General features: G+C 58.5%; 15 protein-coding genes. 4 read left to right on the plus strand and 11 right to left on the minus strand.

Features of this window, described 5'->3' with window-relative positions:
• Positions 1–6 precede the first annotated feature (6 nt).
• From ACW9UQ_RS05205 to ACW9UQ_RS05220, 4 genes are all read right to left on the minus strand, one after another.
• Positions 7–285 (minus strand): hypothetical protein, encoded by a 279-nt coding sequence (locus tag ACW9UQ_RS05205; protein ID WP_458929942.1) that lies wholly within the window; start codon positions 283–285, stop codon positions 7–9.
• Positions 286–643: 358 nt separating this feature from the next.
• The gene (gene rpoD / locus ACW9UQ_RS05210) at positions 644–2,656 is read right to left on the minus strand and encodes an RNA polymerase sigma factor RpoD (protein WP_458929943.1); all 2,013 of its coding nucleotides are present in this window, start codon (positions 2,654–2,656) and stop codon (positions 644–646) included.
• Between the two features lie 101 nt (positions 2,657–2,757).
• Positions 2,758–4,695: a DNA primase gene (dnaG, locus tag ACW9UQ_RS05215; RefSeq protein WP_458929944.1), complete on the minus strand. Its 1,938-nt coding sequence runs from the start codon at positions 4,693–4,695 to the stop codon at positions 2,758–2,760.
• 89 nt (positions 4,696–4,784) lie between these two features.
• Positions 4,785–5,105, minus strand: a complete 321-nt coding sequence (locus ACW9UQ_RS05220) for a DUF6476 family protein (RefSeq protein WP_458929945.1) — start codon at positions 5,103–5,105, stop codon at positions 4,785–4,787.
• Between ACW9UQ_RS05220 and ACW9UQ_RS05225 the strand changes: the two genes are divergently transcribed.
• Together ACW9UQ_RS05225 and rpoH are read left to right on the plus strand one after the other, a co-directional pair.
• Positions 5,104–6,156 (plus strand): RluA family pseudouridine synthase, encoded by a 1,053-nt coding sequence (locus ACW9UQ_RS05225; RefSeq protein ID WP_458929946.1) that lies wholly within the window; start codon positions 5,104–5,106, stop codon positions 6,154–6,156. The genes ACW9UQ_RS05220 and ACW9UQ_RS05225 overlap by 2 nt on opposite strands.
• A 194-nt stretch (positions 6,157–6,350) precedes the next feature.
• Entirely contained in the window at positions 6,351–7,247 is an 897-nt protein-coding gene (gene rpoH / locus ACW9UQ_RS05230) for an RNA polymerase sigma factor RpoH (protein ID WP_458929947.1), read from the plus strand.
• A 99-nt stretch (positions 7,248–7,346) separates the two neighbouring features.
• Here rpoH and ACW9UQ_RS05235 read toward each other — a convergent pair whose 3' ends face one another.
• Positions 7,347–8,273 (minus strand): ATP-grasp fold amidoligase family protein, encoded by a 927-nt coding sequence (locus ACW9UQ_RS05235; RefSeq protein WP_458929948.1) that lies wholly within the window; start codon positions 8,271–8,273, stop codon positions 7,347–7,349.
• 339 nt (positions 8,274–8,612) lie between these two features.
• Here ACW9UQ_RS05235 and ACW9UQ_RS05240 point away from each other — a divergent pair, with 339 nt between their 5' ends.
• Positions 8,613–9,260: an SIMPL domain-containing protein gene (locus ACW9UQ_RS05240; protein ID WP_458929949.1), complete on the plus strand. Its 648-nt coding sequence runs from the start codon at positions 8,613–8,615 to the stop codon at positions 9,258–9,260.
• 48 nt (positions 9,261–9,308) lie between these two features.
• On the opposite strand, the gene ACW9UQ_RS05245 is transcribed toward ACW9UQ_RS05240, so the two are convergent.
• Positions 9,309–11,204, minus strand: a complete 1,896-nt coding sequence (locus tag ACW9UQ_RS05245) for an OmpA family protein (protein WP_458929950.1) — start codon at positions 11,202–11,204, stop codon at positions 9,309–9,311.
• A gap of 226 nt (positions 11,205–11,430) precedes the next feature.
• On the opposite strand from ACW9UQ_RS05245, the gene ACW9UQ_RS05250 reads away from it, so the two are divergent.
• On the plus strand, positions 11,431–12,405 hold the full coding sequence (locus tag ACW9UQ_RS05250; RefSeq protein ID WP_458929951.1) for a Gfo/Idh/MocA family protein: 975 nt from the start codon (positions 11,431–11,433) through the stop codon (positions 12,403–12,405).
• Positions 12,406–12,480: 75 nt separating this feature from the next.
• Here the strand turns inward: ACW9UQ_RS05250 and ACW9UQ_RS05255 are convergent, their stop codons facing one another.
• The 5 genes from ACW9UQ_RS05255 to ACW9UQ_RS05275 all read right to left on the minus strand — a co-directional run bounded on the left by ACW9UQ_RS05255 (position 12,481) and on the right by ACW9UQ_RS05275 (position 17,038).
• Complete coding sequence (locus ACW9UQ_RS05255) at positions 12,481–12,960, minus strand: hypothetical protein (protein ID WP_458929952.1); 480 nt, start codon at positions 12,958–12,960, stop codon at positions 12,481–12,483.
• 134 nt (positions 12,961–13,094) lie between these two features.
• Positions 13,095–14,933: a M3 family oligoendopeptidase gene (locus tag ACW9UQ_RS05260; protein WP_458929953.1), complete on the minus strand. Its 1,839-nt coding sequence runs from the start codon at positions 14,931–14,933 to the stop codon at positions 13,095–13,097.
• Positions 14,934–14,942: 9 nt separating this feature from the next.
• A complete protein-coding gene (locus ACW9UQ_RS05265; protein ID WP_458929954.1) occupies positions 14,943–15,299 on the minus strand; it encodes a hypothetical protein in 357 nt (118 codons plus the stop codon).
• An 18-nt stretch (positions 15,300–15,317) separates the two neighbouring features.
• Entirely contained in the window at positions 15,318–16,364 is a 1,047-nt protein-coding gene (locus ACW9UQ_RS05270) for an endonuclease/exonuclease/phosphatase family protein (RefSeq protein WP_458929955.1), read from the minus strand.
• Positions 16,361–17,038: a TerB family tellurite resistance protein gene (locus tag ACW9UQ_RS05275; protein WP_458929971.1), complete on the minus strand. Its 678-nt coding sequence runs from the start codon at positions 17,036–17,038 to the stop codon at positions 16,361–16,363. Before ACW9UQ_RS05275 ends, ACW9UQ_RS05270 begins: the two co-directional genes overlap by 4 nt.

The following is a 17,038-nucleotide window of genomic DNA, read 5'->3' on the forward strand; positions in this document are numbered from 1 at the left end:
GGGATATCAGTCACTCAGATGAAGCGAGACGGCAACGCTGACCTGCGCGCCAGCAAACAGGATGCCGTTCAGGATGTAAAACGCCAGCCCGGCAATCCAACTGCCCTCAGAATGCAGAACCATCTGACTGATCCCGCCGATATTCAGACCGAAGACCAATGCTGTGAAAAGGGCTGCGATAAGATAGCCGATCATCCAGTGAAAGATAATAAAGCGCACCAGCCGCGGCAAACGGGCGAGAAAGCGCGGGCGTCTTGCAAACGGGTTGGTGACATCGAAAATCATAAGGTGTCCATTCCCAGTCGGACGCGTTCTTTTCACAGGGAAGACGGAACATCACCTTCCCCGCTTGCCAATACTTGCCGTCTTGGCCCGGTTTTTCAAGGCCACCTATAGGATGGGCGTTTGTATGAGTTCCGAAATTGCCTAAAGCGTTATGCGAAAAACCTGTCCAAACGGACAAGCGCCCCACGTCCGGGGGGCGAGTGATGGTGCCAAGCCTGATATCCCAGACGTCACCTTCCATCCCAAGACGCTTTAGCACGTTGGAATGCTCCCATGGTGGGATATGGCGGGGTTGCAAACTCACGGAACGGCATAGAAGGGGCGGGCATAAATCGCCCGCCTTCCTGCCATTCGATGGTTACTGATCCAGAAAGCTCCGCAGTTTTCGGCTGCGGCTGGGGTGCTTCAGTTTTCGCAGGGCTTTCGCCTCGATCTGGCGGATACGTTCGCGGGTGACGCTGAACTGCTGGCCGACCTCTTCCAGGGTGTGGTCGGTGTTCATGCCGATGCCAAAGCGCATGCGCAGGACACGTTCCTCGCGCGGGGTCAGGCTGGCCAGAACGCGGGTTGTGGTTTCCTTCAGGTTGCCCTGAATAGCGCTGTCCAGCGGCAGGATGGCGTTCTTATCCTCGATGAAATCACCCAGTTGCGAATCTTCCTCGTCGCCAATGGGCGTTTCCAGGCTGATCGGCTCTTTGGCGATTTTCATCACCTTGCGGACCTTTTCCAGCGGCATCTGCAGCTTGGCGGCCAGTTCCTCATGGGTCGCTTCGCGGCCCATCTCGTGCAGCATCTGGCGACCGGTGCGGGTGATCTTGTTGATGGTCTCGATCATATGCACCGGAATACGGATGGTGCGCGCCTGATCTGCGATGGAGCGTGTGATCGCCTGCCGAATCCACCATGTCGCATAGGTAGAGAACTTGTAGCCCCGGCGGTATTCGAATTTATCCACCGCTTTCATCAGGCCGATATTACCCTCCTGGATCAGATCCAGGAACTGCAGACCGCGGTTGGTGTATTTCTTGGCGATAGAAATCACCAGGCGCAGGTTCGCCTCGACCATTTCTTTCTTGGCAATGCGGGCCTCTTTCTCGCCCTTTTGCACTTGGTTAACGATGCGGCGGAATTCGGTGATGTCGACGCCGACATACTGGCCGACCTGGGCCATCTCGCCGCGCAAGCCTTCGACCTGCTCGCGCATGTCGCCGGTCAGCATATCCCAGCCGCGGCCTTTCAGGTCGCTGACCCGGTCAATCCAACCCGGTTCCAGCTCTGCGCCGCGATATTCGCTGACGAAATCCTTGCGGTTGATCCGGGCCTTGTCGGCTAGTTTCACAATAGCGCTGTCCAGCGACATGATTTTGCGGTTGATGCCATAAAGCTGATCAACCAGCGCTTCGATGCGGTTGTTGTGCAGATGGAGGGAGTTAACCAGTTCCACGATTTCGGCGCGCAGGCGCTGATACTCACGCTCTTGCGTGGTCGAGAATTTCTGGTTTTTGTTCAGTGTTGCCGAGATACGGTCATCCTGCATCGCGGCAAGGCGTTCGTAATCGGCCGCAATCTGGTCAAGGGTCTCCAGGACCTGCGGTTTGAGGGTCGCTTCCATCGCAGCGAGCGACAGGTTGGCCTGATCATCCTCGTCATCCTCATCGTCCTGCGCCACCGGGTTGCCATCGGCATCGGTTTCGGGTTCCGCTTCTTCCTTCGGTTTTGGCTGAGCCCCTGCCTTGGCCGCATTCGGATCGATGACCGGCGTATCCTCGTCCCCGTCCATCGTGGCGCCGAAGGTGGTTTCAAGGTCGATCACATCGCGCAGCATGATCGTCTCATCCAGCAATTCGTCGCGCCAGATGGTGATCGCCTGAAAGGTCAGGGGGCTTTCGCAAAGCCCCAGGATCATGGTGTTGCGCCCGGCCTCAATCCGTTTGGCGATGGCAATCTCGCCCTCACGGCTCAGCAGCTCGACGGAGCCCATCTCCCGCAGATACATCCGCACAGGGTCGTCGGTCCGGTCCAGCGTTTCGCCAGCTGCGGTGGTTGTGGCCAGTTCACGGGATTTGGACCCGGTCTCGACCAGATCACCGCCTTCGCTGTCAGTATCGTCGCTTTCGGTGTCATCATCATCAACATCGTCGCTTTCGATGACGTTGATGCCCATTTCCGACAGCATCGCCATGACGTCTTCGATCTGCTCCGAGGACACCTGTTCCGAAGGCATCACCTCGTTCAGTTCGTCATAGGTGATGTAGCCCCGGGCCTTGGCTTGCGAGATCATCTTTTTGACCGCGGCCTGGCTCATATCCAGCATCGGTCCCGCTGCTTCGTCGGTCTCGCGCGTCTTGGTGTCGTCGGTATCTTTGGCCATTCATAGCTCCTGAATGTTCCGGCCTACCCCGCCCGTAAGCCGCCTGAACGATTCGTTTCTACATATTTCCTATACGAATCACCGATTCGCAATTGGTGATTCTATTTCTTCTTCTTTAACCAAATCTGGCGATCGATGTAGGATTGCAATGCATCCCGCATTTCTTTTTCGCCATCCTCGGTCGTTTCCGCATCATCCCGCACTGGTCTCAGGGCGGCTTCAGCGGCCTCATTCGCCTGTCGCAGGCGCCAGGTCAGCCCCTCATCCGCCACGCCAGAAAGCTCCTCCTCGGCCTCGCGCAGTTCCTGCTGGCGGCCGATAAAGGCGCGTTGCCGGGCGATCTCTTCCGCGACCGCCATTCGCGCCGCACCTGCGTCGCTGTCAGGCTGGACATGCCGGTTCAGCCGCACCTGCCCGATCTGGGCCAGTTTCGCCACGGGATCGTGGCCAAGGATATCTGCGGTCCCCGTCTGCAGGTCAGATAGGTCGCCCGACAACGCTTGTAAAAGCGCGCGGCGTATCTGATCAAGATCGGGGCAAAGAAACGGCAAGGCATCCAGATCCGCCTCCAACTCTTCGGCCAGATCGGGATGGGCCAGGCACCCCATCAGAATGGTACTTTCCCGCACCCGCGCTGCGGCCTCTTCCCCGGCGGTGGCCTGCCCCAAAAGGGAGGCCCGCGTTGTCGGCAGGGGCGTCTGTGGGCGCGTATTGCGCCAGCCCCGGCTGTCGCGCTGCGATGTGTCGCGGCGGGTGGGGCGGAATAGTTCTGCACGTTTTTCCCGGATCGCCGTCTCATAGTGGCTGCGCAGCCCGCTATGATTGATCTTGCCCAAGGCCGCACGCAGAGCAGTATCAAGCGCGGCACGGCGCTCGGGGCTGTCAAAGCTGCGGCCTTCGGTTTCGCGGCGCCACAGCATGTCGACCATGGGCGCAGAACTGTCCAGAAGATCGGCCATGGCCCGGGCCCCCTGCGCGCGGATCAGATCATCCGGGTCCAACCCTTCGGGCAGCAGACAAAACCGTAGCGACTTTTCCGGTTCCAGATGCGGCAATGCCAGATCGACCAGACGCAATGCGGCCCGTAATCCTGCCTTATCGCCATCCAGTGCGATCACGGGCTCTGGCGTTATCCGCCAGATCAACTGCAACTGGTCTTCGGTGATCGCTGTCCCCAGTGGGGCAACCGCATGGTTAAACCCCGCCTGCGCCAGCGCAATCACATCCATATACCCTTCGGCCACGATCAGGCTGCCAGCCTTGCCCGCCGCCTCCCGCGCGGGGCCGTGATTGTAAAGGCTGCGCCCCTTATCAAACAGCTCGGTTTCCGGGGAGTTTAGGTATTTCGCCCGGGCATTCGGGTCCATCGCCCGCCCGCCAAAGGCAATGGTGCGCCCCCGCGCATCACGGATCGGGAACATGATGCGGTCGCGGAACCGGTCATAGGGTTGCCCGCCATCATCCGGCCGGGCGCACAGACCCGCCCGATCCAGATCCTCGGCAGTGATTCCCTTGCCCGTAAGATACGCAAACAACGCTTGCCGCCCGCCTGGCGCAAAACCGATCTCAAACCGCTCCAGCGTCTCAGATGTCAGCCCGCGCCGCTCCAGATAGTCCCGCGCCTCGGTCGCGGCCCCGGTCTTCAGCTGCAAACGATAGAACTGCACCGCCTGCTCCATCACCTCGGCCAGCCCCTTGCGCACCTCCGCCTTGGCGGCAGCCGCCGGGTCCATCGCCGGCATCTGCATCCCGGCCGCATCGGCCAGCAGACGCACGGCGTCCATGAACCCCATATTCTCCGTCTCGCGCACGAAACTTAAAGCATCCCCCTTCGCATGACATCCAAAGCAGTAATAAAATCCCTTCTGATCATCGACATGAAACGAGGCAGTCTTCTCGGTATGGAACGGACAGGGCGCCCAGTAATCCCCCTTGCCTGGATTGCTCTTGCGCTGATCCCACGTCACCTTGCGCCCCGCGATCTGTGCGATCGAGGTGCGCGCCCGTAGCTCGTCAAGAAATCCCGGTGGTAATGACATCATCACCCAATATTGTGCCGAAGCTCACGCCCGGCAAGCAACCTTCCCTTCATTGTTCCAAAATATCCTCGCCGGAGGCTCCAATGCCCCTACCGGGCGATATCCACCACCTGCAAGGCACGCCCATCCGGGCCAAAGACCCGGATCCGCTCCGCCCCATCCGCATCCGATGTCACCACAGCAACCCAGCCGGTTCCTTGTGTAAAAGCGCGCGCAGCCTCGCCCTCCGGCAGGATCACCTGTTCGGGCAACGGCAAAGGCTGCGGTCCGCGCTCAAAGGTGGCCAGCATCAGCCCGACAATAATGATCACCCCCAGCGTCAGGGTGCCCGTCAGGATCATCACCATGATCCGAAGCCGCCGCAGACCTGCTGGCTCTGGCAAAGAATGCAGGCTATTGCTGTCGTCCATGTCCGATCCGTCCGTTCATATCGTTGACCTGCCTGAAGGCACGGCTGAACGCCTTGATAAGGCGCTGGCCCGCATTGTGCCAGAGGGGGCGGGCCTCAGCCGCTCGCGCCTGCAGGCTTTGATCGCCGAAGGGGCTGTGACCGGGCCGGACGGCCCGATGACCAATCCCAAAGCCACTGCGCGTCCGGGCACCTATCATATCACCCTGCCGCCGCCCAAACCCCTGGATTTGGTGCCCGAGGCGATCCCGCTCGATATTCTATACGAAGACGAGCATCTGATTGTGGTCAACAAGGCTCCGGGCATGGTCGTGCATCCCGCCCCAGGGTCTGAGACCGGGACGCTGGTCCACGCCCTTCTGGCGCATTGTGGCGATCAGTTATCCGGCATTGGCGGGGTAGAGCGGCCCGGGATCGTGCATCGGATCGACAAGGACACTTCAGGGTGTCTCGTGGTAGCCAAGACCGCTGCGGCGCATACGCGGCTGTCAGAGATGTTCAAAGCCGGAGAGATGGAAAAAGCCTATACCGCGCTTTGCTGGGGCCACCCTGACCCCGCAGCACCGCATCTGCGCGGTATCCCACATGTTCGGGCGGATGCAGACGCGAATTTAGGCACTGGCCTGCTGGTTGAAGCCCCGATTGGGCGTCATCGCACTGATCGTAAGCGCATGGCTGTGCAGGCCGCGGGCGGGCGCGTCGCCAGAACAAAGTTCTTTGTGAGGGAGGTTTTCGGCCCCCAAACCCGCCCGGTCGCGTCACTGGTCCATTGCCAGCTTTTTACCGGGCGCACGCATCAGATCCGTGTTCATCTGGCACATATCCACTGTGCAATCATCGGTGATCCGGTCTATGCCCGCCCCCGCGCCCTTGCCAAAGACGCCCTTCCGGCAGAGGTCAGCAACGCGCTGCGCAACTTCCCCCGGCAGGCGTTGCACGCGGCGACCTTGGGCTTTGATCACCCGGTTACAGGTGAAAAACTGTTGCTTTCCGCGCCCTTGCCTGCAGACTTCAATGATCTGTTAGACCTCTTGCGTCAGTCAAAAAGTTAACTAAAGCGTTTCGGGATAAACCTGAGACAAAAGATTATCCTGAAACGCAGTGATAAGCCTATATGGTGTACGCGTTTCGATTTTATGTGATGTCTCAAGGTAAACTCGAAACGCTTTAAATCTGACCAGCCGCCCCTTGAATATTCGTAAGCAGTGCTTACATCAAGTCGGCCAACTGAGCGGAGAGACACTTTATGAGCTATGCCAATCTGCCTGCCCCATCGCCCGAACAGGGCCTGTCGCGCTACATGCAGGAAATTCGCAAATTTCCCATGCTGGAGCCGGAGCAGGAATACATGCTGGCAAAAGCCTGGGTCGATCACGGCGATACGGATTCGGCCCATCAGCTTGTTACCAGCCACCTGCGGCTGGCGGCCAAGATTGCCATGGGCTATCGCGGCTATGGCCTGCCGACGGCCGAGGTCGTGTCCGAGGCCAATGTCGGCCTGATGCAGGCGGTGAAGCGCTTTGACCCGGAAAAAGGCTTCCGCTTGGCGACCTATGCTATGTGGTGGATCCGTGCTGCCATTCAGGAATATATCCTGCGCTCGTGGAGCTTGGTGAAAATGGGCACCACCGCAGCCCAGAAAAAGCTGTTCTTCAACCTGCGCAAAGCCAAGAACAAGATCGGCGCGCTGGAAGAGGGCGATCTGCGCCCGGAAAACGTCGAACAGATTGCCAAAGACCTGAACGTGACCGAGACGGAGGTGGTCGAAATGAACCGCCGCCTGTCCGGTGGCGATGCCTCTCTGAATGCCCAGATCAAGAACGATGGTGAGGGCGCGGCCGAATGGCAGGACTGGTTGGAAGATGAAGATGCCGACCAGGCGGCGGATTACGCCGAACGGGACGAGCTCGAAGGCCGACGCGAGCTGCTGCTGGAAGCGATGAGCGAACTGAATGAACGTGAGCGCTTTATCCTGACAGAACGCCGTCTGAAAGACAGCCCGCAAACATTGGAAGACCTGTCCAAAGTCTATGATGTCAGCCGCGAACGTATCCGCCAGATCGAGGTCCGAGCGTTTGAAAAGCTACAGACCCGCATGCGCGATCTGGCGGCTGAAAAGGGCCTGATCGAGGCGGTTGGCTGATATGGGGTCATCTGCCTTGCAGATAGTTGCAAACCATAGCACTTGGAGGGTACTGGCTTTGCGACGTAAGTGCTGAACAGGCCGCGTTGCACAGAAGGGTCAGGTGTCCACCCCAAGATGCGGCTGCCGCCAGTATTTAGCGGCCTCCTTGTCTTCCTCATAGCTGTCAAAGACAAACAGCCCGCTGCCGTCATAGATGGTCAGTTCCCCAAGATAGTGACGCGTCGGGGTTAGCAGAAAGTCGATCCGGATCATGTCAAACCCCTGGGCCAGCGGCGTCGCGATGCGGATGATGTCATCCAGTGCCGGTGGGCGTTCGGCCTCAAGGGGTTCATAATGCGGCCATGTCATATCAAGCCGGGTCCAATCGGGTGTATAGTATGACAGGCGGGTTACCGGGCCTGTGTTGTCTTCGGGCATGACAAGGCGCAAAATTCCGTCGTAAAAATAGAGCTTCAGGTCCAGGATATCACCGTCCGCCAGCAGCGGTTCAGCTATGATTGACGGGGTCAGGTCCAGGTAACACCACTCGAATTTTTTGCGGGCCTGCACCCTGCCAAGCCATTTGTTTAAGCGCTTCTTGGCCCTTGAGCGCGCTGCCTTATCGCCCGCCCGCACGACGCTATTCATGCCAGAGCCGTGGGTGCATTTCAGGATGATATCCAGCTCCCAAAGCGATGCAGGCAGATCTGCAAACCGGTCGACATGCGCCAGGAACGGCACACAAAGTTCGTCAGCCTGACCCGTCCCAAGAACCGTGTCGATATAGTTGCGCGCGGTCACTTTGTCGGTCAGTTCAGTAAAACGCGGATCGTGATCGCACAACTTGCGGAGATGTAGGCGTTCACTATGAGTTTGTGGATGCGACAATGAAAGTGGGTAACCATGCACTTTCTCAAACTGCCGCTTGGCACGCGGATAGCCTTGTTTTGAGTCTTTTCGGTAACGTTGCCAAGCGGCTGCGCGCGCCGCCCGCCAGCGCATCCGAGCAGGCAGAAAATCCAACTTTTGAATTAAGAACAGCATGTGCCTTTTGGACCTGGATTCCGCGCGGTCAGTGTGCGCTTGCGCGCGGATATGGCCAACGCAGTGATCAACCTATATGGCTTACGCGTTTCGATTTTAGGTGATGTCTCAAGCTAAACTCGAAACGCTTTAGTCGACTGAGTAGGTGCAGGCTTATTGCTGAAGCTATGCTTCGCGCAACAAGGATTTTTGATATTTATTCGACTTGGCGCTTTTGCGCCGGGTGCCTTTTCGGAAACGCCGACACGCTTTGATTGAATAACCGGGCTTTGCGTCGTAACAGTCGGGCAGGGATCAGGTATTTCCCGATCAAACCCGCCCGCTGTTGGAGGCAAAGCCATGCGTGATCAGCATCCCCCTGAAGAACCGTTCATCCTGATTTCGGGGATCGGCAAAGTGGTCGCCGAACCTGATATCGCCATTCTGACCATCGGTGTTGAGGAACAGGCCAAAACCTCAAGCGACGCGATGCAGGCCAATTCTACCGCATTGCAAAAGGTCTTTGACATTGCCGGGAAGGCCGGGATCGCCAAAAGCGATATCACGACGTCCAACCTGTCGCTCAGGCGTATTGAGCACAGGCACAAGAAGACGGATGAGCCGATTTTTTCCGGCTATCAGGTGACCAATATGGTCACGGTTCAGGTGCGTGAGTTGGACAATCTGGGAACGGTTCTGGATCAGATGACACGATCAGGGCTGAACCGGATTGATGACATATCGTTTGATGCAAGCCGCCACGATGCTTTGTTGCAAGAGGCGCGGCGCGCGGCTGCAGAAGATATCAAATCCAAGCTGGAGCTGCACAAGCAAAGCTTCGGCTTCGAGGTCAAAGGGGTGCTGGAAATCCAGGACAGCGATACCTCGGGAAGCGACAGCGCGCTCTACAGAATGGTTGGTGGTCGTGCACGGCAGCTCAGTGTTCCGGTATCTGGCGGCGAGTTGGAAATCACCGTGTTCATCTCCGCAAAATACCACATTGGATAAAAAAAGAGGGGGGCCGAAGCCCCCTAGTTCTGCACCTAGAAGTATTGTTCAGCGAGCCATCCAGACCTCGACCCGGCGGTTGATAGCGCGCTCTGCGCCCCGCTCGTTGCAGGCCAGCGTGTAAAGCTCACCCACACCTTTGGTCCCCACTTTGGCCGAGTTAATTTCGTTACCCGTGTCCGCCTCACGCAGCGCAGCCAGCACAGTGTCGGCGCGGCGCTGGGCCAGTTCACGGTTTTCGTCATACGTTCCGACGGTGTCGGTGAAGCCGACGATCATGAACTCTGCATCGGGATGTGCGGCGATAAAGTCGACCACACGCCGCAGGTCACGCTGGGAGCGGCGATCCAGACGGGTTGATGCGTTGTCGAAGCGGAAGACAGTGGACAGGCGCTCTTTGCCGTCCATATCGGCGACAAGATCTTTGGCGCCGTTGATCAGAACCTCAATGTCATAGGACTCTGCTTCGCGGGCAACGCGGGCGCTGGCCGCCTCCAGCTTTTCGGTTTCGATCCCCAGATCGACAAAGCCCGAACGGCGAATGCCCTGATCAAGTTCTGCGCTTTCCAGATAGGCTAGGAAGTCAGCCAGTTCCGAAGAGGCAGCGTCGTTGGTGTTGTAAGCCACAACGCGCTGCATCAGGGGGTACTGTTCGGTCTTGAGGTTCACCGCGGTTGCCTCTGTCTCGACGCCGCAAGTCGAGGACAGTGGCAGTGTCCGGGCCTCACCCCGGGCCGAGAATGGGACGAAGCCGATGGCTGCCGGGTCCTGCAGCACAGCCTGCACGATCTGGGCGCTGTCGCCGTTGCGGGTTTGTGTCCCTTCGGGGAGCATCCCACGCAAATGGCTTTCGGAAGAGGCCAGCACGTTGATGGCCATATCCGGACCACCCAGTTCAGACCAGTTGGTGACCTGACCGGCAAGGATTGCCTGCACATCGTCATCCAGGATCGATTTGATCTGGCTTTCAGGTGATACGATGGCAACCAGCCCGTCCATTGCCAGAACACGCTGCTGCTCAAAGCTGTCAAGATCACCTTTGCCTGCCTTCGCAACTAGGGAGAGGGCAGCATTCGGTGCCTCACCAATGGTGATCGCAACATCCGACTTACCGTTCGCCAAAAGGGCAACCTGCTCAACCGGCTGCACCGCAGTCAGACCGGACAGCCGCAGAATCTTGTCGCCATTTTCAGCAACAACGCCAACATCGGTGCCCTTGCCTGTGTCGGTCAGGCTCAGCTTGCCGCCGAACGTATCGGCATATGTGCCAAGCGCGATCGGCAACAGGTCATTGATCACAGCTTCGGGACCTGAAATCCGCAGTGTCGGTGCCGTCAAAGGACTGGACGGCAGTGCTGCGGCGACTTCTGCGCCTTCGGGTGCCTTGGGCGCGGTTGGTGCCGTCGTGATATCACCGCTGCCCCCCAGCGACGTATTCACAATGTCAGCAGCAGGTGCATTTGCCAGCGTTTCCGCAACCAGGTTGTCAGCCTCGACATATGCGACGCGCTCGGCGCGTGAAGGGCAGCCGGGGCCGTCGCACGATATCGCATCCAACGGAAGGTCGAACTCGCCCAGTTGTGTGTCGATACGGATATTGCCATGCGCAACCTCAACGACCGTTCCGCTGAGTGTTACCGAACCGTCAGGCATGGTCACTTCGGCCAAGCCGTCGGGCATGCCAGGCTGCCAGTCCGCAATCACGCGCTCCACGCGACATCCGGGGCCTTCGCAATTCACATGCTTGGCCGGGATTTCCATCGCACCGTGGGAGGTGACGATTTGATAACGGTCTTCCTTAAACCCGGTGATTTCACCTGAGATTTTTACACCACCCTCGCGTGCCGTCAGCGTCGAGATATCCTCAGCAGAAAGCAGAGAGGTCGAAAGCGCAAGCAGGGCGATGGTGGCAGATGTGGATCGAATAGCGGCGGCGAAGGACATCGAGGTTGTCTCCGTTTTGGTCTCAAGTTGGGGGGCGCAGATGAGATCATATACGCTTGGGCTTTGACCCTATACTTTTAGGTAGGAAGAAATCAACAGAATTTTTGTTTGTTGGCTTAGGGTTAACATATACGGCATGATAAGGTCATATATTTGCCTTTTTCCGCCTTCTTTCGGCGGCGGTACGCGTTAGGGTGAAGACCAGTATGACAAGAAAGGAGACACCATGTCTGAGGCACCGATTCGCTGGGGTGTGCTGAGCGCAGCACGCATTGCCGCAGACTGGGTCTGCCCAGCAATTCATATGTCAGAGCGTGGGGTGATCTCTGCCATTGCGTCGAAAACGCCGGGCAAGGCGGCCGAACTGGCCGCGCCTTACAGCAATGTCACGCTGCTGAATGACTATGACAAGCTGCTGGCCTCGGATCAGATTGACGCCGTCTATATCCCGCTGCCCAATTCCGAACATGTCGAATGGACGATAAAAGCACTGGAAGCTGGTAAGCATGTTCTGTGCGAAAAGCCGATTGCCCTGAACGCGGATGAGATCGACCGGATCATGGTGACGGCTGCAGAAGCCGACCTTCTGGCGGCCGAGGCATTCATGGTTGTCCATCATCCGCAATGGATCAGGGTGCGGGAGTTGCTGGGCGAAGGCGTCATTGGCGCTTTGCGCCACGTGCAGGGCGCGTTCAGCTTTTACAATGATGACCCTGACAATATCCGCAACCGATCCGAAACCGGCGGCGGCGCATTGCGGGACATCGGCGTCTACCCTTGCGTGACCACCCGCTTTGTCACGGGCCAGGAGCCGGAGGAGGTCTCGTCCATCATCGAATGGGAAAACGGCGTCGATACGACCGCGCGCGTCCATGCGGCCTTTGGCAGTTTCACCATGGATTTCTATGTCTCCATGCGCATGGCCCCCCGCCAGCGTATGACGTTCCACGGCACCAAGGGATTTTTGACCGTGGAGACGCCCTTTAACGCCAAGCTTTACGGTGATGACGTGGTGTCTGTTTTTGCAGACGGTGTCGAAACCCGCGAACGCTTCCCACTGGTCGATCATTACCGAGAGCAGATCAACGCCTTCAACACCGCTGTTCTGGAGAACGAGGAATACGCCTGCCCGCTGGCCTTTTCCCAAGGCAATCAGCGGATGATCGATATGATCTATGAGGCTGGTACCACGACGGGCTGATCTGCGGTGGGGCGCTGGCTTTTTGCCTTTGGTCAGAACTGGTGTAGAGGGCCAGTGGTAGGTTTGATTTAAAACTTACCCTTGCTCCTCAGCGTCCCAAGCGGTCTGCCAAAAAGAAATTTGATATTCACCTAGATCTTCAGGGTCGTCTGGGACGTAAAACTTAACCGTGCAAGGTCGACCTGGAAACTGGGTTCGCAGCTTGGCCTCCCACATTTCCTTTATGATGGTCCCGATGAAAAGCAGTTTGTCGGCGGACAGGTTGTCTTCATCGTGGTAGTGCAGATCGGCCAGATGGAAATGGTTGAGAACCCACTCAACGCCCTTGGGCATCGAGTCTGCCTGGTCTTCAAAGTTTTCGATGCTTTCTTTGCTTGTGCCTTCGACAAGAATGTACTTTCCGACAGCCTCAAACTTTGGCCACAGAAGAGCTGCATAGCCGACTGTCAGCTTGTAGTTGCCCTCGTTTTGCGCCCAAGTCTCCAGCGGTATTCCGGCACCGTCGTTCCACGCACCAAGTTCCTTGGCCATGCTTTCGGGTGGTTGATGTGGCAAATCACTGTTCCTAACTCTTTGCATCACCGATGGTCGATCCGATGAATATCATCAACGGCAGCTTACCTAACAGGCCGCAAGCGACCGCCTTTCAAAGGACAGCCCGACGGCTCGGTAGGCAAATCGCAGCAACGTCAGCCCTCCATCGCCTCCAACTCGTCGATCATTGACGAGATCAGGCCGATGCCCTTGTCCCAGAAGGTTGGGTCGGAGGCGTCGAGGCCGAAGGGGGCGAGCAATTCCTTGTGGTGTTTGGAGCCGCCTGCTTTCAGCATGTCGAAATACCGATCCTGGAAGCCCGGCTCGCCGTCCTGATAAACCGCATAAAGCGCGTTCACCAGACCATCGCCGAAGGCATAGGCATAGACATAGAAGGGCGAGTGGATGAAGTGCGGGACGTAGGACCAGAAGGTCTCGTATCCGTCCATGAACTCAAACGCATCGCCAAGGCTTTCATGGGTGACCTCCATCCAGATGGCGTTGATCTGGTCGGGGGTCATCTCACCCTCCCGCCGGGCGGCGTGCAGGCGGCTTTCGAAGTCATAAAACGCGATCTGGCGCACGACCGTGTTGATCATATCCTCTACCTTGGAGGCCAGCAGCGTTTTGCGCGCGGTCTGGTCCGGTGCGGCGTCCAGCAGCTTGCGGAAGGTCAGCATCTCGCCAAAGACCGATGCGGTTTCTGCCAGGGTCAGCGGGGTTGAGGACAGCATTTCGCCCTGTTCGGCGGCCAGCACCTGATGCACGCCATGGCCCAGTTCATGCGCCAGGGTCATCACGTCGCGCTGTTTGCCAAGGTAGTTGAGCATCACATAGGGATGCACATTCGTGACCGTCGGATGCGCGAATGCCCCCGGTGCCTTGCCTGGTTTCACCGGCGCGTCAATCCAGCGCTTGTCAAAGAAAGGCACCGCCAAATCGGCCATGCGCGGGTCGAACCCGGCATAGGCGTCCAGCACCGTCTGCTTCGCGGTCGGCCAGTCGATGATGCGCTTGTCCTCCATCGGCAGCGGCGCGTTGCGGTCCCAGACCTGCAGTTTATCCAGCCCCAGCCATTTCGCCTTGAGCCGGTAGTACCGATGCGACAGGCGCGGATAGGCGGCGACCACGGCGTCGCGCAGGGCCTGCACCACCTCTGGTTCTACATCATTGGCCAGATGGCGACCGGATTGCGGGGTGGGCAGTTTGCGCCAGCGGTCGACGATCTCTTTCTCTTTGGCCAGGGTGTTGGTGATACGGGCGAAAAGCGGCAGACGTTCGGTGAATACGGCCGCCAGCGCCCGCGCGCCAACCTCGCGCCGGGTGCGGTCATGATCGGTCATCAGGTTCAGGGTTGCTTCCAGCGATAAGGTGTCGCCGTCCACATCGAAAGTCAGGCCCGCCATGGTTTCATCGAACAGGCGGTTCCAGGCGGCAGCGCCAACGACAGAGGTGTCGTGGAGGAAATGCTCCAGCTCATCCGACAACTGGTGCGGCTTCATCTTGCGCAGACGGTCCAGCACCGGCTTGTAGCGTTTCAACCCCTCGGATGCGCTGTAATGCGCTGCCAGCACCTCATCGTCGATCCGGTTGATCTCTAGCGTGAAGAACACCAGAGGCGTGGTCAGATCGGTGATCCGGGTCTGCATATCGGACATGAATTTGGCCCGGTCGGCATCCGTGGTGTTCTGGTAGTAGCGCAGACCGGCATAGGACATGATGCGCCCGATCTTCAGGTCCATCGCTTCGTTCCGTTCGATACAGCGCAGCAGGCCCGCGGCATCCAGATCGGCCAGCTTGCCCTGATAATCATCGGCGAAGCTGTCAGCCTCAGCCGCCAGCCACTCCAGATCGGCCTGCAATTGCGGCGCATCGGGGGCGGCATAAAGATCGGTCAGGTCCCATTCCGGCAGATCGCCGAGGTTTTCGCCATCGGCGGTCGCAGTTTGGGGTGCGAGCACCAGATCGGCGTGCGGAAACAGAAAATTTTGCATAGTCGGTCCTTAAAGGTCTATCGGCTTGTCAACGATCCCTGGCAGCCCTTCGAAGGGCGGGGCGTCGGATTTGCGCCGGATCAGGATGTCACCATTGGGCAGGATTTCGGGCATTTCGTAGTACTGCAACCCGCCGACCAGCTCGGTCAGTTCGCGCAACCGGGGCAGCATCTCGCCCATCAGGCGTTCCAGCTCGGGCTGAAGGTTCTCGGTCAGTTCGCGCTGCAATTCCTCGGCAAGATCGCGCATCCGGTCTTCGAGATACCGGTCCAGGAAATGGCGTTGCTCTACCGGTGGTTTCTCGTCCTGGGTCAGGGCGGGGCCGGCCAGCGTGATCGCGAAAGTCAGGGCAAGGATATGTTTCATGGTCTCACACATATGGTGTCAGGATGCGGCATTGTCACCGGGGGCAAGTGCAAGGTCAACCGAAACGGGGAAATGGTCTGAAGCCGTCAGAAGGGCCTTTTGCAGAGCCTTGTCTTCAAAGCAGTCCGCATCATCAAACGGATGCCAGATGCGCCATTTTGGCTGCGACCGCTCAGCCAGTGCCGGTGATAGCATGATAAAGTCGATCAGCGTGTTGATATAGCGGTGCGTGGGCTTGTCATAAAAGCGCGCAGTGGCGGCTTGTGCGGTGCGCGTGCCCTCCAGCCAGGCGCGGCTGAACGGATCGCGCAGCAGGGTTTCGGGTGTATCGGGATCGCCCAGAACGACCTCAACCCCAGATCGTTCAAAGAGCTTTTCGAAACTGTCGAGGCCCGGCCCGTCATTGAAATCGCCCAGCACGATCAGATCGTCGCCAGCGGCCAGATGCTGATCCACGCGCTGGCGCAGCCAAATACACTGAGCCAGCTTCTTGCGGCGGTTGGCGATGGCCATCTGGTGCGCGGCCTCTGGTGTTGGGGCATTGCGGGCCATCTTGGATTTGGCATGCACACCGATCAGGCGGAGCGGCTGACCGCCGACCGGGTCAAGTTGCAATTCCAGCGGAGGTTTTGAAAATACATGCTGTTCAGGCTGCGCATCGACGTCGATATCCAGATCGAAACTTTGATCAAAGCGGGGTGCATGGCCGGTCAGGCCACCTTTGGGGTCGTGTTGAACGCTCACACGGGTCGGGTCGTAAAAGGCGGCGATTTCCTGATGCGTTTCGCTTTCAAAGCCGATCAGCGCATGGGTCTGGCGCAGGTTGTAGTGATCGGCAAAGTTGCCAAGCGCGCAGCTGGTGGATTGGGTGTTGCCGGTATTTGGGGCCTCAACAATGACAAACAGGTCGGCATCAACCGCCCTTAGGACTTGGGCGATGGCATCGGCCTGATCCTTGCGGGTGGTGTTATAAAGTCGTGACCATTCATCATCGCGCAGCAGTTTGTCGTTGCGGCTGAAAAGTTCGGCAAACCAGGCAACATTCCAGGTGGCGATACGGGTCATGCGGCACCCTGTATTGCGGACCAGGCGTCGTTAATCGCGTGCAGGCGCTTGGTGGCCAGCTGGATGGCCTCTTCGGGCATGCCGCGTGCAATCAGGGCGTCGGGATGGGTTTCGCGGACCAATTGCCGCCAGCGGGTGCGGATATCGGCAATTGGCATATCCTGCGTCACGCCCAACACATCATAGGGGTCGGGGACCGCGTCAGGAACATAGCGGGCGCGGATGGCGCGAAAGCTGGCTTCGGGCAGGTTGAAACGGTTGGCGACCTCACGCAGGAACAGGTCTTCCTGCTCATGATAGATGCCGTCGGCCATGGAGATGTGGAACAGGCCTTCCAGCAGGTTTTCCAGAACGACGCGATCCTCGGCGAACATTTTGCCGATGCGTGCGGCATAAAGCTCGAACCCGGCGACATCCTGGCGGGCAAGGTTGAAGACTTGCGCAGCCTGCGATTCGTCTTGCGGTGCGATGTAGAACACCTCGCGGAAGGCGCGGACCTCGTTCACGGTGACTGTGCCGTCGGCTTTGGCCATTTTTGCTGCCAGTGAGATCACTGCAATGGTAAAGGCGACGGAGCGTTCTGGCGGTGTGCGCAGCCGTTCGAAAAGCGCGGACAGGCCTTCGCCTGAGGACAGCGCTTTGAGGGCTTCGGCAATGCGGGACCAGATCGACAT

The organism is Halovulum sp. GXIMD14793, assembly GCF_054457435.1.